Origin of the sequence: Paludibacterium denitrificans (assembly GCF_009707705.1) — a bacterium.
In the GTDB taxonomy this organism is placed as follows: domain Bacteria; phylum Pseudomonadota; class Gammaproteobacteria; order Burkholderiales; family Chromobacteriaceae; genus Paludibacterium_A; species Paludibacterium_A denitrificans.
This window is the reverse complement of record NZ_WLYX01000001.1, coordinates 79319-102025: the sequence shown is the minus strand read 5'-3', so window position 1 is coordinate 102025 and position 22707 is coordinate 79319. Positions and strand designations below refer to the sequence as shown.

The 22707-nt window shown below is 56.5% G+C and carries 27 protein-coding genes and 8 pseudogenes; 19 read left to right on the top strand and 16 right to left on the bottom strand.

The window, feature by feature from the left end:
* Window positions 1-32 precede the first annotated feature (32 nt).
* The 3 genes from GKE73_RS00765 to GKE73_RS00755 are packed head-to-tail and all read left to right on the top strand — an operon-like array spanning window position 33 to window position 2160.
* On the top strand, window positions 33-1085 hold the full coding sequence (locus GKE73_RS00765; RefSeq protein ID WP_230368698.1) for an ABC transporter permease: 1053 nt from the start codon (window positions 33-35) through the stop codon (window positions 1083-1085).
* Window positions 1082-1816, top strand: a complete 735-nt coding sequence (locus GKE73_RS00760) for a hypothetical protein (RefSeq protein WP_230368697.1) — start codon at window positions 1082-1084, stop codon at window positions 1814-1816. The genes GKE73_RS00765 and GKE73_RS00760 overlap by 4 nt, the downstream gene beginning before the upstream one ends.
* The gene (locus tag GKE73_RS00755) at window positions 1723-2160 is read left to right on the top strand and encodes an ABC transporter permease (RefSeq protein WP_230368696.1); all 438 of its coding nucleotides are present in this window, start codon (window positions 1723-1725) and stop codon (window positions 2158-2160) included. Before GKE73_RS00760 ends, GKE73_RS00755 begins: the two co-directional genes overlap by 94 nt.
* A gap of 180 nt (window positions 2161-2340) precedes the next feature.
* Here GKE73_RS00755 and GKE73_RS00750 read toward each other — a convergent pair whose 3' ends face one another.
* Together GKE73_RS00750 and GKE73_RS00745 are read right to left on the bottom strand one after the other, a co-directional pair.
* A complete protein-coding gene (locus GKE73_RS00750) occupies window positions 2341-2532 on the bottom strand; it encodes a hypothetical protein (protein ID WP_230368695.1) in 192 nt (63 codons plus the stop codon).
* 134 nt (window positions 2533-2666) lie between these two features.
* A complete protein-coding gene (locus tag GKE73_RS00745) occupies window positions 2667-2951 on the bottom strand; it encodes a hypothetical protein (RefSeq protein WP_230368694.1) in 285 nt (94 codons plus the stop codon).
* A 311-nt stretch (window positions 2952-3262) separates the two neighbouring features.
* On the opposite strand from GKE73_RS00745, the gene rlmF reads away from it, so the two are divergent.
* Window positions 3263-4315: a 23S rRNA (adenine(1618)-N(6))-methyltransferase RlmF gene (rlmF, locus tag GKE73_RS00740; protein WP_230368693.1), complete on the top strand. Its 1053-nt coding sequence runs from the start codon at window positions 3263-3265 to the stop codon at window positions 4313-4315.
* Between the two features lie 35 nt (window positions 4316-4350).
* Here rlmF and GKE73_RS00735 read toward each other — a convergent pair whose 3' ends face one another.
* From GKE73_RS00735 to rpe, 8 genes and pseudogenes are all read right to left on the bottom strand, one after another.
* The gene (locus tag GKE73_RS00735; protein WP_230368692.1) at window positions 4351-4788 is read right to left on the bottom strand and encodes an RrF2 family transcriptional regulator; all 438 of its coding nucleotides are present in this window, start codon (window positions 4786-4788) and stop codon (window positions 4351-4353) included.
* An 89-nt stretch (window positions 4789-4877) separates the two neighbouring features.
* Window positions 4878-5252 (bottom strand): ferredoxin reductase domain-containing protein, encoded by a 375-nt coding sequence (locus GKE73_RS00730; RefSeq protein ID WP_230368691.1) that lies wholly within the window; start codon window positions 5250-5252, stop codon window positions 4878-4880.
* Complete coding sequence (locus GKE73_RS00725; protein ID WP_230368690.1) at window positions 5206-6093, bottom strand: globin domain-containing protein; 888 nt, start codon at window positions 6091-6093, stop codon at window positions 5206-5208. The genes GKE73_RS00730 and GKE73_RS00725 overlap by 47 nt, the downstream gene beginning before the upstream one ends.
* A gap of 216 nt (window positions 6094-6309) precedes the next feature.
* Window positions 6310-7771, bottom strand: a pseudogene (gene trpE, locus GKE73_RS00720) (anthranilate synthase component I).
* 134 nt (window positions 7772-7905) lie between these two features.
* Window positions 7906-8576: pseudogene (locus GKE73_RS00715) on the bottom strand (phosphoglycolate phosphatase).
* Window positions 8577-8606: 30 nt separating this feature from the next.
* Window positions 8607-9092 carry an SDR family NAD(P)-dependent oxidoreductase gene (locus tag GKE73_RS21980; RefSeq protein ID WP_312854325.1) on the bottom strand — a complete coding sequence of 162 codons (486 nt, stop codon included), beginning with the start codon at window positions 9090-9092 and terminating at the stop codon, window positions 8607-8609.
* Window positions 9093-9156: 64 nt separating this feature from the next.
* Window positions 9157-9357: pseudogene (locus tag GKE73_RS21975) on the bottom strand (SDR family NAD(P)-dependent oxidoreductase); the annotation flags it as partial.
* Window position 9358: 1 nt separating this feature from the next.
* A pseudogene (rpe, locus tag GKE73_RS00705) lies at window positions 9359-10038 on the bottom strand (ribulose-phosphate 3-epimerase).
* A gap of 143 nt (window positions 10039-10181) precedes the next feature.
* On the opposite strand from rpe, the gene apaG reads away from it, so the two are divergent.
* Both apaG and GKE73_RS00695 read left to right on the top strand, forming a co-directional pair.
* Window positions 10182-10559 (top strand): Co2+/Mg2+ efflux facilitator ApaG/CorD, encoded by a 378-nt coding sequence (gene apaG / locus GKE73_RS00700; RefSeq protein WP_230368688.1) that lies wholly within the window; start codon window positions 10182-10184, stop codon window positions 10557-10559.
* Window positions 10560-10695: 136 nt separating this feature from the next.
* Window positions 10696-12432 (top strand): ABCB family ABC transporter ATP-binding protein/permease, encoded by a 1737-nt coding sequence (locus GKE73_RS00695; protein ID WP_230368687.1) that lies wholly within the window; start codon window positions 10696-10698, stop codon window positions 12430-12432.
* A 106-nt stretch (window positions 12433-12538) separates the two neighbouring features.
* On the opposite strand, the gene GKE73_RS00690 is transcribed toward GKE73_RS00695, so the two are convergent.
* Window positions 12539-13276, bottom strand: a complete 738-nt coding sequence (locus tag GKE73_RS00690; RefSeq protein ID WP_230368686.1) for an HD-GYP domain-containing protein — start codon at window positions 13274-13276, stop codon at window positions 12539-12541.
* Window positions 13240-13602 carry a hypothetical protein gene (locus GKE73_RS00685; RefSeq protein ID WP_230368685.1) on the bottom strand — a complete coding sequence of 121 codons (363 nt, stop codon included), beginning with the start codon at window positions 13600-13602 and terminating at the stop codon, window positions 13240-13242. Before GKE73_RS00685 ends, GKE73_RS00690 begins: the two co-directional genes overlap by 37 nt.
* Before the next feature lie 242 nt (window positions 13603-13844).
* Between GKE73_RS00685 and GKE73_RS24435 the strand changes: the two genes are divergently transcribed.
* The 6 genes and pseudogenes from GKE73_RS24435 to GKE73_RS00660 all read left to right on the top strand — a co-directional run bounded on the left by GKE73_RS24435 (window position 13845) and on the right by GKE73_RS00660 (window position 16380).
* The gene (locus GKE73_RS24435) at window positions 13845-14351 is read left to right on the top strand and encodes a zinc-binding metallopeptidase family protein (RefSeq protein WP_230368684.1); all 507 of its coding nucleotides are present in this window, start codon (window positions 13845-13847) and stop codon (window positions 14349-14351) included.
* Entirely contained in the window at window positions 14290-15015 is a 726-nt protein-coding gene (locus GKE73_RS00675; protein WP_230368683.1) for a peptidase dimerization domain-containing protein, read from the top strand. Before GKE73_RS24435 ends, GKE73_RS00675 begins: the two co-directional genes overlap by 62 nt.
* Entirely contained in the window at window positions 14978-15301 is a 324-nt protein-coding gene (locus GKE73_RS00670; protein ID WP_230368682.1) for a M20/M25/M40 family metallo-hydrolase, read from the top strand. The genes GKE73_RS00675 and GKE73_RS00670 overlap by 38 nt, the downstream gene beginning before the upstream one ends.
* 157 nt (window positions 15302-15458) lie before the next feature.
* Window positions 15459-15764 (top strand): annotated as a pseudogene (locus GKE73_RS25190) (EamA family transporter); the annotation flags it as partial.
* Between the two features lie 31 nt (window positions 15765-15795).
* Window positions 15796-15987, top strand: a complete 192-nt coding sequence (locus GKE73_RS00665) for a hypothetical protein (protein ID WP_230368681.1) — start codon at window positions 15796-15798, stop codon at window positions 15985-15987.
* Between the two features lie 21 nt (window positions 15988-16008).
* Window positions 16009-16380 (top strand): EamA family transporter, encoded by a 372-nt coding sequence (locus GKE73_RS00660; protein WP_230368680.1) that lies wholly within the window; start codon window positions 16009-16011, stop codon window positions 16378-16380.
* Window positions 16381-16434: 54 nt separating this feature from the next.
* On the opposite strand, the gene GKE73_RS00655 is transcribed toward GKE73_RS00660, so the two are convergent.
* The 3 genes and pseudogenes from GKE73_RS00655 to GKE73_RS00645 form a co-directional block, all read right to left on the bottom strand.
* Window positions 16435-16602: a hypothetical protein gene (locus GKE73_RS00655; protein WP_230368679.1), complete on the bottom strand. Its 168-nt coding sequence runs from the start codon at window positions 16600-16602 to the stop codon at window positions 16435-16437.
* Window positions 16602-16811 (bottom strand): NUDIX domain-containing protein, encoded by a 210-nt coding sequence (locus GKE73_RS00650; protein ID WP_230371369.1) that lies wholly within the window; start codon window positions 16809-16811, stop codon window positions 16602-16604. The genes GKE73_RS00655 and GKE73_RS00650 overlap by 1 nt, the downstream gene beginning before the upstream one ends.
* A 63-nt stretch (window positions 16812-16874) precedes the next feature.
* A pseudogene (locus GKE73_RS00645) lies at window positions 16875-16958 on the bottom strand (NAD(+) diphosphatase); the annotation flags it as partial.
* 104 nt (window positions 16959-17062) lie between these two features.
* Between GKE73_RS00645 and GKE73_RS00640 the strand changes: the two are divergent.
* A complete protein-coding gene (locus GKE73_RS00640) occupies window positions 17063-17212 on the top strand; it encodes a hypothetical protein (protein WP_230368678.1) in 150 nt (49 codons plus the stop codon).
* Window positions 17213-17356: 144 nt separating this feature from the next.
* Here GKE73_RS00640 and GKE73_RS00635 read toward each other — a convergent pair whose 3' ends face one another.
* Window positions 17357-18352: an NAD(P)H-dependent flavin oxidoreductase gene (locus GKE73_RS00635; protein WP_230368677.1), complete on the bottom strand. Its 996-nt coding sequence runs from the start codon at window positions 18350-18352 to the stop codon at window positions 17357-17359.
* Between the two features lie 169 nt (window positions 18353-18521).
* On the opposite strand from GKE73_RS00635, the gene GKE73_RS00630 reads away from it, so the two are divergent.
* The 6 genes and pseudogenes from GKE73_RS00630 (at window position 18522) to uppS (ending at window position 22703) form a co-directional block, all read left to right on the top strand.
* Window positions 18522-18698 (top strand): hypothetical protein, encoded by a 177-nt coding sequence (locus GKE73_RS00630; protein WP_230371541.1) that lies wholly within the window; start codon window positions 18522-18524, stop codon window positions 18696-18698.
* Window positions 18699-18830: 132 nt separating this feature from the next.
* Window positions 18831-19563: pseudogene (rpsB, locus tag GKE73_RS00625) on the top strand (30S ribosomal protein S2).
* A 68-nt stretch (window positions 19564-19631) separates the two neighbouring features.
* Complete coding sequence (gene tsf, locus GKE73_RS00620) at window positions 19632-20498, top strand: translation elongation factor Ts (protein ID WP_230368676.1); 867 nt, start codon at window positions 19632-19634, stop codon at window positions 20496-20498.
* Window positions 20499-20587: 89 nt separating this feature from the next.
* Window positions 20588-21299, top strand: a pseudogene (pyrH, locus tag GKE73_RS00615) (UMP kinase).
* Window positions 21300-21379: 80 nt separating this feature from the next.
* On the top strand, window positions 21380-21937 hold the full coding sequence (gene frr, locus GKE73_RS00610) for a ribosome recycling factor (protein WP_230368675.1): 558 nt from the start codon (window positions 21380-21382) through the stop codon (window positions 21935-21937).
* A 13-nt stretch (window positions 21938-21950) separates the two neighbouring features.
* Window positions 21951-22703, top strand: coding sequence for a polyprenyl diphosphate synthase (gene uppS, locus GKE73_RS00605; RefSeq protein WP_280954664.1), 753 nt, complete (start codon window positions 21951-21953; stop codon window positions 22701-22703).
* The last annotated feature ends 4 nt before the right edge of the window (window positions 22704-22707 follow it).

Below are 22707 nucleotides of genomic sequence, written 5' to 3'. Positions count from 1 at the left end.
TCGCTGGCCTTTGTCGTAGCTTAGCGCTGCTGATGGTGTTGTTTGGTTATGGCTTGTCGCTGGATGTGGAAAACATCCCGTTTGCCGTGGTGGATCATGACCGCTCGGCTGCCAGCCGCGAATACGCCTACCGTTTCATTGGCTCGCGCTATTTCCAGTTCAAGGGTTACGCTCAGGATGAAAGCTCGGCCGCGCGGCTGGTGGCCAGTGGCGAGGCGCGTGTGGTGCTGGTGATTCCCCCCAGCTTTGGACGTGATCTGGCGGCCGGGCGCCAAGCCGATATCCAGACGCTGGTGGACGGCACGTTCCCCAGCCGCGCCATGACCACCAAGGGCTATGTCAGTGCCATCAACGCCGCCTTCAGCCTGTCATCGTTGGCCGAAGCCGTGGCGCGCGCCAGCGGCATGAGCCGCGAGCACGTGCTGGCAGCGCTGACGCCGATCACGCTGGAAGCGCGGTATCTGTATAACCAGAGCGTGACCAGTATCTGGTCGTTGGCGCCCAAGCTCATCATGGTGATCCTGATGCTGTCGCCGCCGTTTCTTACCGCACTTGGTGTGGTGCGCGAGAAAGAAAACGGCTCCATCTTCAATATCTATGCGTCCAATGTCAGCCGGGGTGAATTTCTGGTGGGCAAACTGACGCCGTATGTCGGTATTTCCACGGTCAATATTCTTGGGTTGTGGCTGCTGGCCACCTTGCTGTACCGCGTGCCGTTCAAGGGCGATTTCGGCTTTTTCCTGCTGGCCACGCTGGTGTACGTGTTGTGCACCACCGGTATTGGCCTGTTGGTTTCCATCATGGTGCGCACCCAGATTGCCGCCATGATTGTCACCATGATCGTCACCATGATTCCGGCCGTGCTGTATTCCGGCCTGATCATTCCGATTGCTTCGCTTGGGCAGGGCGCCAAAGTGGTCTCGCACCTGATGCCAAGCGATGTATTACACCGACATTGTGGTCGGCTGTTTCCTCAAAGGCGTTGGCTGGACGGTGCTGTGGCGCCGGTGGCGGTGCTGGCCGGTTATGCGACGCTGCTGTTTGGCGTTGGCTATGCGCTGTTTAGCAAGAGGCCGAGAACATGAGCAATACCTTGTTGTGGTGGCAGATGGCCATTCGGCGCTTTGCCGTCATGCTGGTCAAGGAACTCAAGCAACTGGGGCGTGACCGGGTGTTGCTCGGGTTTATCGTCTACGCCTTTACCGTGGATATTTTTATCGCAGCATCCGGTGTGTCGTTGTCACTCAATCATGCCGCCACGCTGGTGCAAGACCTCGACCGCACCGAAGCCTCGCGCGAACTGGTGGCCCGTTTCCGCGAACCGTATTTCCGGGTGGACGGTGAAGTGCTGCACGACAAGGCTGGCTTGGCGGCGCTGGATCAGGGCAATGCCATGCTGTTGCTGTCCATCCCGCACGGGTTGGCCGAAAACACGGAAACCGGGCGCCAAACGCCGGTGGCCATGCAGGTGGATACCACCAATTCCGTGCTGGGGTTTCTCGCCACCAGCTATGCGCAGCAGATCATCAGCAGTTATGGTCTGGAACAGGCGATGACGCGGCTCGGCGTCGCTGGTGATCGTTCTTCGGCCAACCTGCCGGTTGTCAGCAACGACGTGCGGGTGTGGTTCAATCCCAACGAGGAAGACAGCTGGTTCATGGGCCTGTCGGAAATCCTCAATATCGCCACCGTGTTTGCCGTGTTGCTGCTTAAGCCGCGGCGATGGTGCGTGAGAAAGAACGCGGCACGGTCGAGCAGCTCATCGTTTCGCCGCTGTCTCCGTTCGGCATCATGTTCCCCAAGGTGGTGTCGATGACGGGGGTCATCCTCATCGGCGTGGCGCTCAGCCTGTTTCTGGTGCTGATTCCGCTGTTTGCCATACCGGTAAAAGGCAGTCTGGCCTTGTTCTTTGCCGTCAGCGGGCTTTATGTTTTTACCACCGCCGGGCTTGGCCTGTTTGCCGCCACTGTCGCCCGTAATCTGGCGCAAGTCGGCATGCTGGCCATCCTGATTCTGGCGCCCATGTTGTTCTTGTCCGGCGCCCTGGACCCCGCCGGAAGCCATGCCGCCGTGGCTGCGCCTGATGATGCTGATCTCACCGCTGCATTATTATCTGGATATCGCCTTCGGCATCTTGCTCAAAGGGCAGGGCTGGCATGATTTGGCCGGGTCGATTGCTGAAGCATGACCGGTATTGGTTTGCTGGTGTTTGGTTTCGGTCTGGTGCTGTTCCGCCGACAGTTTGATTGAGTCAGCTCCGATAAGGCTTTAGCTCTGCGTCGGACACAAAAAAATAGCCACCCATGAGGGTGGCTATTTTCATGACACGCCTGAACCTGATCAGGCGGTGGTGTCGATGCGCGTGCCAACGGTAGAAGAAACCGGTTGTCTGGCTTTTTTCTCTACTTCGCCAGCTTTGCTGTTGTCATTATCGCCGTCACTGTCACGGCCAGTTTTCACCTGCTGCGGCGTGGTCGAACGCACGGCAGCCTGAAATTGTTGACCAGAGATACTACCAATGCTTGAAGACATGTGTGTGCCTCGTTCGATGGATAGAGGGAGCTACTAATCCTATGTCTACAGTTTACTCCAATAGTTCATCGCTGTTCAAAAATAGTACGAACACGAACTAAATGAGCAATCGCCAGCGTGCACAATCTGTCCTGTCAATCAACTGTCACCCAGCTGGCGTAAGGTACGCCGCTTGATAAGCCGTAAGGAAGGCAAGCATGTTTTACAAGGTGAAGTTGATCTCCCCGATCATCGGTGTGGATTTCGACGGCCCCCTGCACCCCAGCGAACACCACGCCCGCCAGGGCAGCCACGGTGCTGCTATCCGTCCATACCGCCGGGGTGGTAATTGAAATACACAAACTACTGGATTTGAAGTTGCGCAAGAGTGAGATCGTGGAGCGCTCGGAGAAACCCTGCGGGCATGCGGCGTAGTTCATCGCAAAAAAATGCCCGCCATCAGGCGGGTATGTAAGGGCGGATATCTGTCTTGCCAAATGTCAAGAGCCAGAAATTCATTCAGAATTTCAGCATAAAACATACATTCGTTTTATTCGTCGGTGTATAGGGGAAATCCCTAGTTCGTGCTGGGCGCTATTCCAGCGTAGTGGAGTGTTTGGCATTACGCCCGCGTGATGACGTCCTGATCCTGCTAAAATTCCGCGCAAGTCTCATACCCTCGTAAACGATGGTAAGACTGGCTTTCAAGCCCGTTGCCCCACCATCGCTGCTCGTCTCAACAGGAAGTAACATGCGTGCCAAGTCGTCCGCTGCCAAGGCAGCAAAACCTGCTAGCGGTTTGCATCCGCGTAACCGCCATCAAGGGCGCTACGATTTTGCCGCATTGTGTGCTGCCTGCCCGGAATTGGCCGCCCATGTCGTCAGCAACCCGTACGGTGATCCATCCATCAATTTTGCCGACCCGGTGGCGGTCAAGTTACTCAACCGGGCCTTGTTGCAGTCCATGTATGGAGTGCGTGACTGGGATATTCCGGCTGGCTCTCTGTGCCCGCCCATTCCCGGTCGCGCGGATTACCTGCATTGTTTGGCAGATTTGCTGGCGCGCAGTCATAACGGCATCATCCCGCGCGGGCCGGGCGTCTGTGTGCTGGATATTGGCGTCGGTGCCAACTGCGTCTATCCGTTGATCGGTCACGCCGAATATGGTTGGAGTTTTGTCGGGGCCGATATTGATCAAGGTGCATTGGCCAATGCTCAGGCCATCCTCGCGGCGAATGCCGGGTTGGAACTGGCGATTGAACTACGGCGTCAGCCTTCGGCCAACGTCATGTTCAACAACGTCATTCGTAGCGATGACTATTTTGACCTGACTTTATGCAATCCACCATTCCATGGCTCAATGGCCGAAGCGACAGCCGGAACGCAGCGGAAGTGGAAGAATCTGGGCAAGGCTCAGTCAGGAAAGAAGGGCCCGACACTGAATTTTGGCGGCCAACATGCCGAATTGTGGTGTCCCGGTGGTGAAGAGAGTTTTGTCACCCGCATGATCATGGAAAGCTCAAGGCAGTTTGCCGCTCATTGCCTGTGGTTTACCAGCCTGATCGCCAAAGCAGCCAGCTTGCCCGCTGTTTATCGGGCATTGCAGCAGGCTGGCGTTCGCGACAGCAAAACCATCAACATGGCGCAAGGTCAAAAGCAAAGTCGACTGGTTGCCTGGACTTTTTTCGACCTGCCACAACGTCAGGAATGGCGGCAGCGATCAGACGATAAAAAAGAAGTTGATTGCGCTGGCGGGTCTGCGCAGTGTGTTACTGGACCAATGGCTGTCGTCGTCAGGTTATGAAAAAGGTTGGCCGAATTCGGCCAACCTTTGTGTTCTTAGTGTGCCTGACGGTGCAGTTGAATAATGGCTTCACCGGTCGGAGAGGCGATGATGTCCTGCAGGGTGTAGCGATTCATGGTTTCAAAAAAAGTAGCCAAACCGGTATTGAGCGCCAGCTTCAACTGACAGCCATTGCGCAGGGCACAAGGCGGTTCGGCACAATCGATCAAGTCAATCGGTGCTTCCATTCGCTGGATGATATCGCCCAAGCGATATTCCTGTGGTGGATGTGCCAGCGCCAGACCGCCACCCTTGCCACGCGTGGTACGTATCCAGCCCTGCAGCCCCATGAAGTGCACCACCTTGACCAGATGATTGCGGGATACGGCAAAATTGTTGGCAATTTCGGTAATGGTGACCGGGGTGTCGTGTTCGCGGTGAGTCAGGTACATCAGCACGCGCAACCCCAAGTCGGTAAAGCGGGTAAGTTGCATGGTGTTGGCCATTAAGGCAGACGAAGAGGGGAGAAGGATACCGCCCCTCTTCGGTGCGACACAATTGAGCGCGGTTTACCGTTCGTCAATCAGCTGGCGACGGTATGCGAGCCAAACACTTCATAGTGGATGCGGCTGCGCTCAATCCCCAGCTCCAGCAGGCTGTCACGCTGCGCCAGCATGAACCCCAGCGGGCCACACAGGTAGTAATCGGCGTCCGCCGGTAGCATGTCTGCAGCCACTTGTGTCAGATCAATCCGGCCTGCCCGATCGTAATCCTTGCCCTGGATATCCTCTGCGCGCGGCGTTTCGTAGTACACCATGGTTTTTACATTGTCATGCTGCTCGGCCAATTGCTGGGTATGGGCTTTCATGGCGTGTACGCCACCGTGGCGCGAGGCATGCAGGAAACGGATGCTACGTTGGCTGCCGCTGTTGATCAGGTGCTGCAGCATCGCTTGCATCGGTGTCTGGCCGACGCCTGCGCTGATTAGCACAACGGGGGTATTGCGTTCCTCGTGCAAGAAGAAGTCGCCAAACGGATAGCTGATGTTGATGACGTCGCCTTCGTTCAGGGTTTGATGCAGCTGGCTGGATACCTTGGCGGGGGCCTCCCGCGCGGCTATCTTCACGTTTTACCGAAATGCGCAGGTACTCGCCGTTGGGCGCGTCAGACAGGCTGTACTGGCGTAGTTGCGCCAGGTTCCAGTCGGCAATGAACTGGCGCACGCTAATGTACTGGCCGGGTCGGAACGTCGGAGCTTTGCCGCCATCAGCCGGGTAGAGGTAGAACGAGGTGATTTCTTCGCTCTCGACGACTTTTCGGCCAACCTTGAACGGACGCCAGCCACTCCAGCCACCTTCAGCGACAGTTGCGGTGGCGTACAGCTTGTTCTCTTCGGCAATCAATAAGTCGGCCAGTTGGCCATAAGCGGCAGCCCAGGCGTTGATCAGCTCATCGCTCGCCGCGTCACCCAGTACTTCGCGGATAGATGCCAGCAGGTGCTTACCGACAATCGGGTAATGCTCGGCGCGAATGCCAAGGCTGACATGTTTATGGGCAATGCGGCCGAGTACTGGTGTCAGTACCGATGGGTCGTCGATGTTGTCTGCATAACCCAAAACTGCCATCGCCAATGCTTGCTGTTGCTGGCCAGAATGTTGGTGTCCCTGATTGAAGATGTTTTTCAGCTCCGGGTTGTGTTGGAACATGCGCCGGTAGAAGTGGGTCGTCAGCGTGACGCCGTGTTCTTTCAATACGGGAACGGTGGCTTTGACTAGGGTGCGGGTGGCGGAATCCAGCATGGTGAGTCCTTATGGTATATTAAAAATACATGTTAATGGGTGAGTGCATGGGCAACCGACTACACGGGTGATCACAAACTTTTGAACATGTAAATATAATACATATTATGATGGGTGCTGTCACCAGCTGTTTTGCCATACGTGGATGTTAGTGTCGGGCAAAAAAACAGGGCGCCTTTGAAGGCGCCCTGCGTAACCGCTTATGTTGCTGGTTGATCAGGCATCCAGCCCTTTTTGTACCAGTTCGGCCGCTCGCACCACGGCGCGTGCTTTGTTTTGTGTTTCCAGCCATTCCATTTCCGGCACCGAATCGGCCACAATGCCCGCACCGGCTTGCACGTAGAGCATGTTGTCCTTAAGTACTGCGGTGCGGATGGCAATGGCCAAGTCCATGTCTCCGTTGAAACCCGGTACCCCACGGCGCCGCCGTATACGCCTCGCTTGGTTGGCTCGAATTCGTCGATGATTTCCATGGCTCGCACCTTGGGGGCGCCAGACAGCGTTCCGGCCGGGAAGGCTGCCTTGAGCACGGCGATATTCGAGACCAAGTCGTCTACCTTGCCTTCCACACTGGAAACAATATGCATGACGTGCGAGTAGCGCTCGATGATCATGTTTTCGGTGATGTTGACCGTGCCGGTCTGGGCAACGCGGCCGACGTCGTTACGGCCAAGGTCCATCAACATGACGTGCTCGGCAATTTCTTTTGGGTCGGCCAGCAGTTCTTCGGCCAACGCGTCATCCTGCTCGCGCGTCTTGCCGCGTGGGCGGGTACCGGCAATTGGCCGTACTGTGACGGTATCCTGCTCGCGCCGTACCAGAATTTCCGGTGACGAGCCAACCACATGGAAATCGTCGAAGTGATACAGATACATGTACGGCGACGGGTTCAGGCTGCGCAGAGCGCGATATAGCGACAGCGGCGAGTCGCTATATGACATTTGCAGTCGTTGGGCCAGTACAACCTGCATGATGTCGCCGTCGACGATGTATTGCTTGCTTCGTTTGATGGCGTCTTTGAATGCCTCCTCGCCGAACTCCGAAACCGCTTTGGTGATCTGTGACGGCAGCGACAGCGGAATGTCGATCGGTGCGCGCAATTTGGCACGCAGTTGTGCCAGCCGGGCCTCGGCCTTGAGGAAGGCGTTGGGGATCGCCGGGTCGGCATAGGTGATCAGATAGAGCTTGCCCGACAGATTGTCCACTACCGCCGGTCTTCCGACAGCATCAGCAGGATATCGGGAGTGCCTACCGGGTCCGGCTTGCGGGTTTCGGCCAACCGTTTCTCGATATAGCGGATGGTATCGTAGCCAAAGTAGCCGACCAGCCCGCCGGTAAAGCGTGGCAGGCCGGGAATGCTCGGGGTTTTGAAGCGGCGCTGGAAGGCTTCGATAAAGGCTAACGGATTACCTTCGTGGCGTTCCACCACTTCGTTGCCGTGTTCCACTTGCAAAACGTGGTCGGTGACACGCAAGCGGGTGGAGGCGGGCAGACCGATAAACGAGTAGCGGCCGAAACGCTCGCCGCCCACTACCGATTCCAGCAGATAGGAATAGGGCTGATTGGCCAGCTTGAGATACACCGACAACGGGGTGTCCAGATCGGCAAACAGTTCCAGTACCACCGGGATGCGGTTGTAACCTTGCGCCGCAAGCTGTGCAAATTCTTCGTGTGTCATGAAAGACCTACCTTTGGGCCAGATGGAAAAAACGGATGCAATGCAGGGGATGGATCAGGATTGCCATCGCCAACTGGCCGGACAGGGCAGGAATTTCATGATGATTACGTCTTTGCAAGAAATGACCGTGACAGTCAGTTATTTTTCATTAAATCGTACAGTTCGGCAAGGTTGCCGATGATCTGGTCGGCGCCCAGCGTTTCGGCTGGGGCGTAACCGTAATTGACGGCTATTACCGGGCTGCCAGCCTGACGGGCGGCTTTGATGTCATTGGCCGAGTCGCCCACCATCAGCAAGTCCTCCGGCTTGATGCCGAAGTTTTCGCAGGTATGCAGCAACGGCAGGGCAGACGGTTTCTTCTCCGGCAACGAGTCGCCTCCCAGAATGACGCTGAACTGCTCTCGCAGGCCGAGCTGTTCCAGTAGCGGCACGGCCAGTCGTACCGATTTGTTGGTGATGACGGCCAGCGGTAATTTGAGTACCCGCAGCAGGCTGAGTCCATCTTCAACGCCGGGGTAGGCGCGGGTGTGTTCGGCCAGATGCGCATGGTAGTGCTGGACGAAAAAGGTGTAGCCGCGTTCCCATAGCGAGGCTTCGGCCCGGCCGTCGCGTTCGTCGGTGATGGCGCGATGCACCAGGCTGGCGATGCCGTCGCCGACATGTTCTTGCAGACGTTGTTGCGACAGCGCTTAAGCAGCTCCAGATAGGCGCGCATGGCGTTGGCCGAATTGGTCAGGTCGGCGATGGAATTGACGAGTGTGCCATCGAGGTCAAAGGCCACGGCCTTGATGTTCTTGAAATTCATGGGTGTCCTGAAGGGCGAGTAAGGGGATGCCTACAAATTGCGCAGATCGACCACTGGTGCATCGCCAAACTGCGGCGACAACAGGTAGCCGATGATAGCGTGTGCGGCATCTTCCGGCTGGCTGAGACCGCCTTCGCGTTTGAGTGCATCAAAGCGTGGTTTGTTGGGGAATTGAGCCGGGTCGCTGGCGCGGATGCGGGTCTGCATCTCGGTATCCACTACGCCGGGGTAGAGCGCCACGACGCGCGCCGGATTGACTTGCTGTTGCTGTTCCGCGGCAACATGGCGGCAGAAATGGTCCAGCCCGGCCTTGGTGCTGCCATAAACTCCCCAGCCGGGATAGACCTTGATTGCCGCACCGGATGATACGTTGAGCAGGCGACGATCCGTGCTCAGCTCTTCGCTCAACTGCAAAAAGGCATCGGTCAGCAGCATTGGTGCGGTCAGATTGACGGCAATGGCTTCCGCTACCTGCTCGGCCGGGTAGTAGCCAGCTGTCGCGATGGGGGTTACCACGCTTAGCATTGTTGATCAGCAGCAACTGCTCGGCAGCGTTATGCAGCCACTCCAGCGCCTCGGCCATTACCCCGTGCAGTCCGCGGCTGTCTGTCAGGTTGACGGTCAGGAAGCGGAAGGCGTCCGGCCAGAGCTTGCTCAAGGTCTGTATGGCCGGGCTGACGTGACGGGCCATTCCCACCACCTGATAGCCCTGTTCCAGCAATTGCTGGCTAAGTGCCGTGCCGAGACCTCGCGAGGCACCAGTGACGATGGCCCCTTTCATCTCACTTTACCTTGGCCAGTTCGGCGCGCATGGCGTCAATCACTTGCTGGTAATCCGGCTGGCCGTAAATGGCGGAACCGGCCACAAAGGTGTCAGCACCGGCGGCGGCAATGGCGGCGATATTGTCAACCTTGACGCCACCATCCACTTCCAGCCAGATCTCGCCGCCATGACGTGCGGTGTAGTTATCAATGCGACGGCGTGCTTCACGCAGTTTTTCTAGCGTGTGCGGGATGAATTTCTGCCCGCCAAAGCCCGGGTTAACCGACATCAGTAGCACCATGTCGAGCTTGTCCATGACGTGGTCCAGATAATGTAGCGGCGTTGCCGGGTTGAATACCAGACCGGCTTTGCAACCTTGTTCCTTGATCAGGCCCAGCGTGCGGTCGATGTGTTCGGAGCCTTCCGGGTGGAAGGTGATGATGTCGGCGCCAAACCTTGGCAAACAGCGGAACCAGGCTGTCCACCGGCTTGACCATCAGGTGTACGTCGATGGGCGCGCTGGTGTGGGGGCGGATGGCTTCACACACCATCGGCCCGATGGTCAGGTTGGGCACGTAATGGTTGTCCATTACGTCGAAATGAATGATGTCGGCGCTAAGCAGCGATGACATCACGAACTTCTTCGCCCAAACGGGCAAAATCGGCAGACAGCAGACTGGGGGCAATACGGTAGGTCATGGCGGGTGGGGGTGACGGGGCAAAGCCAGAATTGTACCGACTTTGCCCCGGCTTGTGCCACGCCCTGCGCGCGCTTTCCCGCAGGCTGGGCGGTGGGATTTGTTAGAATTGAACCTAGGCAACTTTTGTGACGGGGTACCGCTATGTCTGCCATTTATCAAATCCAGGTTGAAGCCGAGCCGTTTTATGTGCCGGAAAACTCGGATATCGCCGCGGATGTTTATGTGTTTGGCTATCGCATCCGTCTTACCAATACGGGCGACCAGCCTGCACAGCTGATCAGCCGCCACTGGATCATCAGCGATGCCAACCAGCAAGTTCAGGAGGTGCGCGGCATGGGCGTGGTGGGCGAACAGCCACGGCTGGAACCGGGGCAAACCTACGAATACACCAGTAGCACCCAGTTGCGCACGCCGTATGGCTCGATGAAAGGTAGCTACCAGATGTTGGCCGATGACGGTACACGTTTTACCGTCGAGATTCCGGAGATGACGCTGGTTGCTCCGCGCGTTCTGCATTAATCTGATTTTTTGTTGTTCACCCACAGTGGTTGGCTCGCAGGTTTCGGCCAACCTTGGAAACGATCCCCCATGCGTATGACCCATACCGGCCCCGCGCCGACCCATCGCAACGATGCCAAGACTCTGAAAACCACCGGTGCCCTATCTTTGGGCCTTCAAGTGGCGTGTCTTGCTGGCGATGACCTGCTTGATTCTGGCCAAGGTAGCAAGTGTTACCGTGCCGCTGTATCTGAAAGATATTGTCGACCAGCTATCCGTGCCAGCCACCTTGCTGGCCATTCCGGTGATGGCGCTGGTGGGCTATGGTCTGGCACGCCTGCTCTCCAGTGTCTTGGGAGAGCTGCGTGACGCCATCTTTGCCCGGGTGATTCAGGGTGCGGTGCGGACAGTGGCGCGTAATGTGTTTGATCATCTGTTCCGCCTGTCACTGCGGTTTCACCTTGAGCGCCAGACTGGCGGCATGAGCCGCGATATCGAGCGTGGCACCCGCGGCATTGGCTTTCTGCTCAACTTCACCGTGTTCAATATCTTGCCGACACTGGTGGAAATTGCACTGGTGGCGGGCATTTTGCTGCATCGTTACGACTGGTCGTTTACCGTGGTGACGCTTGCCACCATCGCGGCTTATGTCATCTTCACGCTAACCATCACCGAGTGGCGCACCGTGTTCCGGCGCAGCATGAACGAGCTGGATTCCAAGGCCAATGCCAAGGCGATCGACGCGTTGATCAACTACGAAACGGTCAAATATTTCAATAACGAGCACTACGAATCGACCCGTTATGATCGCAACCTGGCCGCGTGGGAACAATCTGCCATCAAGAATCAGGTATCGCTGTCGTTCCTCAATGCCGGGCAGGGCGTCATCATTGCCGTCGGGGTAACGCTGATCATGGTGCTGGCGGCGCGCGGAGTGGTGCGGCATGCCATGACGGTAGGTGACGTGGTGCTGGTTGCCACTTACCTGACACAGTTGTGGGCGCCGCTGCATTTTCTTGGCTTTGTCTACCGGGAAATCAAGCATTCGCTGGCCGACATGGAACGGATGTTTACGCTGCTGGAAGCCAGTACCGAAGTGGCGGACGTGCCACAAGCCAAGGCGCTGGCGACGCGTGCGGCTACCATTCGCTTCGAAGATGTCAATTTTGGCTACGATACCAATCGCCAGATTCTGCATGGCATCAGTTTTGAGATTCCGGCGGGCACCACGCTGGCCGTGGTTGGCGCCAGCGGAGCAGGCAAGTCGACATTGTCGCGCTTGTTATTCCGTTTTTACGATGTCAACAGTGGCCACATCCGCATCAATGGCACCGATATTCGCGAACTGACGCAAGATAGCCTGCGTGCCCACATCGGCATCGTGCCGCAGGATACCGTGCTGTTTAACGACACCATCTACTACAACATCGCTTATGGTCGCCCCGAGGCGAATCGCGAGGAAATCATCGAAGCGGCCAAGTCTGCCCACATTCATGATTTCGTGATGAGCCTGCCGGATGGTTACGACACCATGGTGGGGGAACGAGGGCTTAAACTTTCTGGCGGTGAAAAACAGCGGGTGGCGATTGCCCGCACCATTCTGAAAAATCCGCCGGTGCTGATTTTTGACGAGGCAACGAGCGCGCTGGACTCACGCACCGAAAAAGCCATTCAGCATGAACTGGCAGATATTTCGGCCAACCGTACCACGCTGATCATTGCCCACCGCTTGTCCACCATTGTTGATGCGCAGCAGATTGTGGTGATGGATGGCGGCCGGGTGCTGGAGCAGGGAACGCATCGCCAGTTGGTAGAACAAGGTGGACGGTATGCGGAAATGTGGGCGCTGCAACAAGAAGTGTCGGATGAGAATGCCGAGGCAGTGAGCGCCTAGTGCCAACCCTGCTCGTTGTTCATGGCAGGGTTGGCCGAATATCATGCCCAAGGCTCATGCCCAAAGCGAGCGAATCAGGGCTTGCAGGTGCTGGCAATCTTCTGGCTCAACCCGGCCGACAATCGCCAGATGCTTGTCGCGGGTGTCCCGCCGTTCTGGCGGCATGATCGGTGTGCCGGTTTCTGTCATTAGCGCATAGCTTAACGGTGTGCCACTGGGTGCTGCATTTTTTCACCACTGCGGTTTCGCCGTTTTTCAGCTTGACCAGCGACCCCGGCGGAGTGAGCCCCAGTGTCTTGATCAGCAACTGGATCAGCGCGTGGTCCAGTTGTTGCGACTGGCCGACATACAGATCGCGCATGGCGGCCATGGCAAAGTAGGCGCGTGGGCGATAGGGGCGTGGCCGGGTCATGGCGCAGTACACATCGGCTACCGCCAGCAGTCGGCTGTGCAGACCGATGGCCGAGCCAGACAGTCCCTGCGGATAACCGCTACCATCCAGTCGTTCGTGATGTTGTTCGACGGTCTGTAACCAAAGCGGCTCGGTCACGCCAGCCTGGCGTAGCGCAGTACTGGACATAACCGGGTGGCGCTGTATCAGTGCCTTGTGCTGATCGCTCAGCTTGGCTTCGTTGTTGGCAACGTGGATGATGCCAATATCGTGAGTGATGGCCGCGCAGACCAGCAATAAGGCTTCTTCCTCGCTAATGCGCTCATCTGCCTGTGCCAGCAAGGCGGTGACAACGCCTACGGACAGATGGTGGCGAATGGTGTATTCGCCTTCATGAAACAGATGAATGGCGGCGATTACCGCTTCCGGGTCAGTCTGACAGGCCTGAAGCAAGCGTTTTGCCAGCGACTGAATGCGTTCAGTGAAAGCAGTGGTATGTCGCCCGGCCGGAAGTCATCCAGAATGATGCTTAAGGTGTGGGCGGCATGCTGTGTCGTGGCAAAAATCGAATCACTGGGTGGTGCCGAGTGTGTTGGCTTGGTGGCCAGCGTCGTAGCGCCGGGGGTTACCACCTTGTGACCACGTTGTACCAGCTTGTTTTTGATTTCGCTGTTGGCAACGGCTCCTTTGGTGAGGAGCAGGCGACCATCCGAGTCGTATAGTGCCTCTTCGATGGGTTTGCCAATGATCACGTCCGATGCTGCGATCGGTTTGAGCATCTTGGTGTGTTCTCCAGGTTGATGTATCAGACATATTTGTTTTTATTATCGAAGCGGGAATTATTGGCTGACGTGGAGTTGGCGTATTGACCCGGATCAAACAATGACGTTGGCAACAAGAGTGGGGCGCTGTATGTCGCTGTTTCGGCTGGGGAGGGCGTCTGGTGTGCCATGTGTGTTTCTTCTTTACTTCTGTCACGGGCGGGTGTCGGTGTGTGACTCAAATTTAAGGATTTTTTGTTGTGACTGTGATTGCCGAACTGGAGCCTCGTCTCGTCTGGAAGCACTTTCAGACCTTGTGTGATCTGCCGCGTCCATCCAAGCATGAGACCGTGGTCCGTGATTACCTCAAAGGCTGGGCCGAACTGAGTGGGTTGGAGACAGATGTGGACGCCGTGGGCAACCTGCTCATCCGCAAACCGGCCACCCCGGGGTATGAAAATCGCCCGGGCGTGGTGTTGCAAGGCCATCTGGATATGGTGTGTCAGGCCAACGGCGAGGTGGCCCATGATTTTTTTCGTGATCCCATTCGACCGGTTTTGCGCGAGGGCTGGCTGCTGGCGGAGCACACCACGCTGGGAGCAGATAACGGTATCGGCGTGGCCTTGGCCTTGGCGGTATTGGAGAGCGAGCAGGTGCCGCATGGTCCGCTTGAGGTGCTGTTGACGCTGGATGAAGAAGCCGAGCATGGGCGGTGCGCAGGGGCTGGCTGCCGGGTGGTTGCAAGGCTCGCTGCTGATCAATCTTGATACCGAGGCATGGGGGGAGTTCTATCTTGGCTGCGCCACGGGGGTGGATGTCAATGTCCGTCACCACTATGTCAGCGAAGCGGTGCCCGAGGGGTATTGCGTCAGCCGTCTGGAAGTCAAGGGACTGAGAGGTGGTCATTCCGGGGTGGATATTCATCTCGAGCGTGGCAATGCCAACAAATTACTGGTACGGCTGGTTCGTGAGCTGGAGCAGCTTACCCGCTTGCGTGTGGCCGGTTTTCAAGGCGGCAACGCCCGCAATGCCTTGGCGCGTGAGGCTCATGCTGTCGTTGCTTATCCCGTAGCGGCCACGGCGCTGGTTGAATCCTATCTGCGGCAGTTTGAAGACGTGTTGCGGCAGGAGTTGGCCGGTGTCGATGAGGCAGTCTCTGTGCGGATGCAGCCAGCTGTTGCCAGTACGGTGATGTCGGCGGCTGATCAGCATGCTGTGTTTGCAGCGCTGCACGCGGCGCCGCATGGCGTAAAGCGTATGAGTCAATCGGTGCTGGGCGTAGTGGAAACCTCCAATAATCTGGGGGTGGTTACATTGGGTGATGACCAATTCTTCGCCAACCTGATGGTGCGTTCGCTGCTGGATTCCGGTGCCTGGATGCTGGCTCGGGAAATTGAAGGCCTGTTTCAGCTTCTTAAGCCTCACTGTTGAGTTTGAAGGCGGTTACCCCGGTTGGGCTCCCAATCCAGCCTCGCCGCTACTGGCATTGTTTCAGCAGGTATTTTGTGCCGAGTTCGGCCAACCTGCCCGCGTGCAGGTGATTCATGCCGGGCTGGAGTGCGGCATCATTGGTTCCAAATACCCGGCGATGGATATGGTGTCGTTCGGCCCGACCATTCATGGCGCACATGCACCGGGTGAGCGAGTGGAGGTTGCTTCCGTTGCCAAGGCGTGGCAGCTATTAACTGCCGTCTTGGCGGCTGTGCCCGCAGTTTGATGTGACGGATCCGGATGGAAGGCGCTGTCTGTCCGGGTTTTGGTTGTTTCCGGTATGGTTTTTGCTGACTATTGTCTTGGAGCTACCGCTCCATTTCGCCCGGTTTTTCACAAAAGAACCGGGATTTGGCAAGTAAATTTCCTACCGGAAACGACACATGACAATCTTCTCTCCTGCATGGCGGCCTTATCTGGTAAGCTTGTTGGCAGCCTTGCTTTGGGCTGGCAACTTCGTAGTGGGCAAATCAGCACGGGTGGATTTCCCGCCGGTAACGCTAGCCTTGGCGCGCTGGTTAATTGCCCTGCTGGTACTCACCCCCTTTGTTTACTCCGGTTTGCGGCAAAAGCTTGCGCCGTTATGGCGCCACAAGCGCACGGTTCTGGTGCTGGCATTCGCCGGAGTCAGTGTGACGAATACCTTTGTTTATATCGGTCTTGGACATACCAGCGCCACGAATGGCGTGTTGATGAATGCCGCCTTGTTAAGCATGGGTGATGCTGATTTCTGCCGGGCTTGGTCAGTGCTTGCTGACTCGGCCCAATGTGGCAGGCCTGGTGGTTTCGCTGTTTGGTGTATGGCTACTGGTTGGCCATGGGGTCGGCCTGGCGATCAACCCCGGAGATGGCTGGGTGGCGGCAGGCATGATGTGCTGGGCACTCTATACCGTGTTTGTTCAACGCCTGTAGGCTGGCGTCAATCGCTTCGCTTTGTTGTGGCTGTTGATGCTGATTGGCCTGCTGCCATTGCTGCCGTTTGCACTGATGGAAGGCGTGCAAGGGCAGTGGCATCAAGTCGGGGGTAAGGGCTGGCTATCGGTGCTATATATCGCGGTTGGCCCATCACTGCTGGCCATGCTGGCCTATGATATGGCTATCAAAAAACTGGGTGCGTACCGTGCCGGGCAGTTCATTAATCTGGTGCCGGTGTTTGGTGCGTTGCTTTCCACCTGGTGGCTGGGTGAGCATATTTCATTGCTGCAGGTGTCGGCGTTGTTGCTGATTCTGAGTGGGATGGCGGTGTGTAACCTGCCGTGGCAGCAATTGGGATTGCAGCGTTGGCGTGTAAGACGTCTAGCCTGAATGGATGAGATCGAACGGCACTCTCACTAGCCTCGATGAGAGTGCCGTAGTTTTTTATTGCTGCTGCAATACGTTGACCGTGTGCTGGATCAGTCGATAGGCAATGGAAATGGGCGGAGGAATTTGTGGTAGGTGGTCGATGGCAAACCAGCCTGCATCCTCGATTTCGCCCTGCTGCGGCACGATGTCGCCGCCTGCATATTCGGCGGTGAAAGCCAGCATCAGGGAATGGGGGAATGGCCGGATTGTGAGCAGACGTAACGTAACTGGCTGATCCGCACGCCCACTTCTTCCAGTGTTTCCCGGTGGACACAGTCTTCCAGTGATTCGCCGGGTTCGACAAACCCGGCCAGTGCGCTATACACGCCGGGGGCGAAGTGTGGGCTGCGCGCCAGCAGCAATTCCTTGCCCCGATAGATGGCCACCATCATCGCTGGTGACAGGCGCGGATAATAAAATTGTCCGCAACTGGGGCAGGACTTACCCTGATCGTGCGAGTGTTGCGCAAGCGGTGTGGCGCAGTGGCCACAAAACCGGTGGGTTCGCTGGAATTGACGCAGCTGAACCGCGCGTACCATCGCCGGTGCCAGTTCGGCTTAAGCTGGTGTGCCAAGGCGGCTCGTAGCGGCAGCCATTCACTTCCCGTCGGCTCCGGGCCGATCAGATCCGCCATGAAAATATTTTGCGCGGCGTACTGGCCGATGAACTGGCGATTGGCCAGCGGCCACTGTTCCGCCTCGTTGCCGGGGAGAGCCCGGCCGACAAACAGCAAGCCGCGTTCGTCAAAAATGCACCAGCGGTTGTCAAGCTGTGGCTCCGGCGCGGCCGGTAGGTCAAATAGCATGAAAAGACACGACGGTTGTCAGCAAAGACGTCAGTTTACGTCGTGCCGGAGTGTACGTACATGTGTGTGGCCTTTGACTCTGGCGGATTGTCTTGGCATTCGGTTGTTCTGCCCGGAGTGTTGCTTTGCCGGTCAGCCGATTTCGTTTCGGCCAACCTTGGTAACCACTTGCTGCGTGCACTGCGCTGCTTCGATCAGTAGCCGGTCAAATAGCTCTTGTACGGTGGGTACGTCGTCAATCAGTCCCTGAACCTGGCCGATTAATTGCACGCCTTTGTCGTGATTACCTTCTTCGATAGCAAGCCGAATGGCTTCGGTGGCGGCGCCAAACAGCGCTAGTTGCCGCAAGGTCTGTGGCTCCTTGAGTAGGCTGCCCAATACCACCTTTGCTATGGGTTGGCGTAATTGATGCGCCACACGCATGGCGCGCCAGGCTGCGGTAAACAGGTTGACGGGGCGGTGCGTGGCGCGGCGGGCGGTGGGAGTGTCCATGACCCGGCACCATAGGCCGTCAAAATTTCTGGAATAAATGGTGTCACCCACGTGGCGTTGCCCAATCATTTCCTTGGTGCGGGCGTGTACCGGGCTCTCCCGCGTCATGGCCAAGCGAGACCCCATGGCGATAGCGTCGGCGCCCAATGCCAGCGCGGCGACCAAGCCCGACCCGGTGCCAAAGCCACCAGCAGCGATAATGGGGAGCGAGCAAACTTTGCGTATCGCCGGAATCAACACCAGTGACGTCACTTCGCCCCCGTGTGCTGCAGCCTCATGGCCGGTGACCAATAATGCATCAACGCCGGATTTTTCGGCAGAGATGGCATGTTTCTCTGTGACTACCGTGGCGATGACCTTGCCGCCATAAGCGTGCGCACGTTGTACCAGCCAATCGCCTTTGCCAAGCGAGAAATTTACTACCGGCACTTGTTCTTGCAGTGCAACCTCAGCATTTTCTTTGGCGCCGGGCATCATCAGCGTACAACCGATACCAAAAGGTTTATCGGTGAGTGTGCGAATGCGCCGGATGGCCTCGCGCGTTTGGGTTGGCGATAGCGGTCCGGTAGCCAGAATGCCAAGCCCGCCGGCGTTGCTAACGGCTGCGACCAGTTCCGGTGTGGCAATGAAGCTCATGCCCGGGCAAACCGGGGTTGTTTGACGCCAAACGCCGTGGTGAAAAAGGTATTCATGCTGGAGTGTCTGAGTTGTGATTTACAATGTCTGCAATTGTTAGCATGTTTCCGGTAAAATTAAAACGGTTGTTTGATTCATTATGTATCTAATCCTGATTGGTTGGTTATATGTGGTGCTGATGCTTGCCGTTGCGCAGGACAGTATCGTGCGGGCGCTGGTCATCCTGTTTTTTCTTGGCTTTCTTCCGACATTCTTGCTGGCACAGCTGGCGGCGGCGCCGCCAGCGCCTAGCGCGAAGAAGAACGCGACGAACAGGCTTCCGGCTCTTGAGGTTTGCCAGATTTAAATGCTAGAATTTCGTGTTCTTTGCATAGGGCAGGGAATACATTACGCACATTCGCGCCAAAGGGTGCTCATTCCAATAACACGGAAGAGTTGTCTGCGCGGATGGAGGCTTAACCCTTTAAGGAGTTTTTGCATGACCACCAACGTTACCATGCGCCAAATGCTTGAGGCCGGTGTTCACTTTGGCCACCAGACCCGTTTCTGGAACCCGAAAATGGCTCAGTACATTTTTGGTAGCCGCAACAAGATTCACATCATCAACCTGGAAAAGACTCTGCCGCTGTTCGTAGAAGCTCAGGAATATGTGCGTCGTCTGGCCGCCAACAAGGGTACCGTACTGTTTGTTGGCACCAAGCGTCAGGCTCGTGAGATCGTCCGTGAAGAAGCCACCCGCGCAGGTGTGCCGTTTGTTGATCACCGTTGGTTGGGCGGCATGCTGACCAACTACAAAACGGTCAAGCAGTCCATCAAACGCACTGGAAGAAAAGCGCGCCATTCTGGAAGGCGCTGGCGAAACCGGCTACAACAAGAAAGAGCTGCTGGATCTGCAGCGCGAAGTTGAAAAGCTGGAACGCTCGCTGGGCGGTATCAAGGACATGAAGGGCCTGCCGGATGCCATCTTTGTTATCGATACTGGCTACCAAAAAGGCACCATCGTTGAAGCCAAGAAGCTGGGTGTACCGGTAATCGGCATCGTCGATACCAACAACTCGCCGGATGGCATCGATTACGTAATTCCGGGTAACGACGACTCCAGTCGCGCTATTCGCCTGTACGCACGCGGCATCGCCGACGCCGTACTGGAAGGCCGTGCCCAATCTCTGCAAGAGATTGTCGCTGCCGCAGAAACTGCTCAGGCTGAGTAAGCGGACAAAGGGGCGTAAGCCCCTTTTTTGGACCTGACTGAATTACGTAACCCAAACAGGAGTTTCAAATGGCGGAAATTACCGCAAAAATGGTTGGCGATCTGCGTGCTGCCACCGGCATGGGCATGATGGAGTGCAAGAAAGCACTGGTTGAAGCTGAAGGCGATGCTGCCAAGGCTGAAGAAATTCTGCGCATCAAGTCTGGCAACAAGGCTTCCAAGCTGGCTGGCCGCACTGCTGCCGAAGGCGTGATTGCTACGTTTGTTGAAGGTAAGATCGGCGCGCTGGTTGAAATCAACTGCGAAACCGACTTCGTTGCCAAAGATGACACCTTCCCGGCGTTGGCCAAGGCTGCTGCTGAAGGCGTAGCCAAAGCTAATCCGGCAGACGTGGAAGCGTTGTCTGCTGTTGCTGTTGGCGGGCAAACCATTGAAGAAATCCGCAAGGCTGCCATTGCCAAGCTGGGTGAGAACATGACCATTCGTCGTTTCGTTCGCTACGAAACTGCTGGTCAGCTGGCTATTTATCTGCACGGCTCCAAGATTGGCGTGATGGTTGACCTGAATGGCGACGAAGCGCTGGGCAAAGATATCGCCATGCATATCGCTGCCTCCAAGCCGATTTGTGTTTCCAAGAGCCAGGTTCCGGCTGAAACGCTGGAAACCGAACGCAAGATCTACACCGCACAGGCTGCCGAATCCGGTAAACCGGCTGACATCGTTGCCAAGATGGTAGAAGGCCGTGTGAACAAGTTCCCGGCTGAAGTTACCCTGCTGGGTCAGCCGTTCGTGAAGAACCCGGATCAAACGGTTGAAAAACTGTTGGCCGAAAAGGGTGCTTCCGTAAACGCCTTTACCATGTTTGTGGTAGGCGAAGGCATTGAAAAGAAAGTGGTTGACTATGCAGCGGAAGTTGCAGCAGCAGCCAAGATCTAAGCTTTAATCCGTTAGATCCGGTAGACGGCACCCTGCTTGCAGGGTGCCGTTTTGCAAATTGAATATCCTATTAGCCAACCGAGGTTACCATGAGCCAGACTCCTTCCTTTAAACGTATTCTGCTAAAACTCTCCGGAGAGGCCCTGATGGGGGATGATAGCTACGGCATCAACCGTACCACCATCGAGCAGATCGTTGCTCAGATCAAGGAGGTCGTGGAGATGGGGGTGCAGGTTGGTGTCGTGATTGGTGGTGGCAATATTTTCCGTGGTGTTGCAGCTAGCGGCGTCCGGTATGGACCGTGCAACGGCTGACTACATGGGTATGATGGCGACGGTGATGAATGCCCGGCACTAAAAGATGCCATGACCCGCGCCTGATCGCACGCGTGCAGTCCGCGCTGACCATGCAGCAGATTGCCGAGCCGTACGTGCGTGGCAAAGCCATGCAGTATCTGGAAGAGGGTAAAGTAGTCATTTTTGCTGCAGGTACTGGTAACCCGTTCTTTACTACCGATACCGCTGCGGCCTTGCGTGGCATGGAAATGAACGTTGATATCATGCTCAAGGCCACCAAGGTTGATGGCGTTTACACTGATGATCCCAAGAAAAATCCGGATGCGATCCGCTATCAAACCCTGACGTTTGATGAGGCCATCTCTCGCAACCTCAAGGTGATGGATGCGACTGCATTTGCCTTGTGTCGTGACCAGAGTCTGAACATAAAAGTATTTAGCATTTTCAAGGCGCCCTCAAGCGTGTGGTACTTGGCGAAGACGAAGGCACGCTGGTACACTGCTAACCCTCAAAAGAATTGCTGAAGGCGGAAACGGCAACGGCCGCTTTCCGCCTTGTTTTTCCAAGTTTCAATCTGGAGCAGACATGATTAACGACGTCAAGAAGTCGGCCGAACTGAAAATGCAGAAGTCATTGGAAGCATTCAAAACCGACTTGCTGAAAGTCCGTACCGGACGCGCCCACACGGGTATTCTTGATCACGTCATGGTGGATTATTACGGTAGCCCTGTGCCTATCAGTCAGGTGGCTAATGTTACTTTGCTGGACGCGCGTACCATTGGCGTGCAGCCGTGGGAAAAGCCGATGCTGGCCAAGGTGGAGAAGGCGATTCGTGACTCTGATTTGGGTCTCAATCCGGCCTCTATGGGCGAAATTATCCGTGTGCCGATGCCGATGCTGACTGAGGAACGCCGCAAGGACCTGATCAAGGTGGTGCGTGGTGAAGCAGAAAACGCCCGTGTTGCCGTGCGTAATATCCGTCGTGACGCGAATACTGACTTCAAGAATCTGCTGAAAGACAAGGCCATTACTGAAGACGATGAGCGTCGTGGTCAGGATGAAATTCAGAAGCTGACCGACAAGTATACGGCTGAGATCGACAAGGCATTGGCCGCCAAAGAAACCGACCTGTTGGCGGTTTAAGGAGAGCCCGGTTTTGTTTGCTAGCTCCACCAAAGACGTGCCCGATGTACTGGATGTGCCCAGCCACATCGCCATCATCATGGATGGTAATGGGCGCTGGGCCAAAAAGCGCTTTCTGCCGCGGGTGGCAGGGCATAAAAAAGGGCTGGATGCTGTCAGAAATGTGGTGCGGGCCTGCAAGGAATTGGGCGTCGGGTACCTGACGCTGTTCGCCTTTTCGACTGAGAACTGGCGTAGGCCTCAGGACGAAGTGTCCTTTCTGATGGACCTTTTCATCCGTGCGCTGGGGCATGAAGTCAATCGATTGCACGACAACAATATTCGTCTGAAAATTGTTGGTGCGCGTGAACGCTTTGCCCCGGCGTTGGCCGAACGGATTGCTCTGGCCGAGGAGAAAACGGCGGGCAATGATGGCTTGGTGCTGAGTATCGCGGCTGATTATGGCGGTCGCTGGGATATTCTGCAGGCCGTAAACAGCCTGATCGCCGAAGGCGCTACGGCCATTAGCGAAGAGCAGTTGTCTGCCCGGCTTTCCATGCCTTGGGCGCCAGAACCCGATTTGTTTATCCGCACAGGCGGTGAGCAACGCATCAGTAATTTCCTGCTATGGCAACTGGCCTACGCGGAACTCTATTTTACCGAGCGGCTTTGGCCTGATTTTGATCGTGACGCCTTGCTCGAAGCGATCTCTTCATATCGCTGTCGCGAACGCCGTTTTGGTCGTACCAGCGAACAGCTGCCTGCGCACCTGCGTCGCAACGGATAACCGC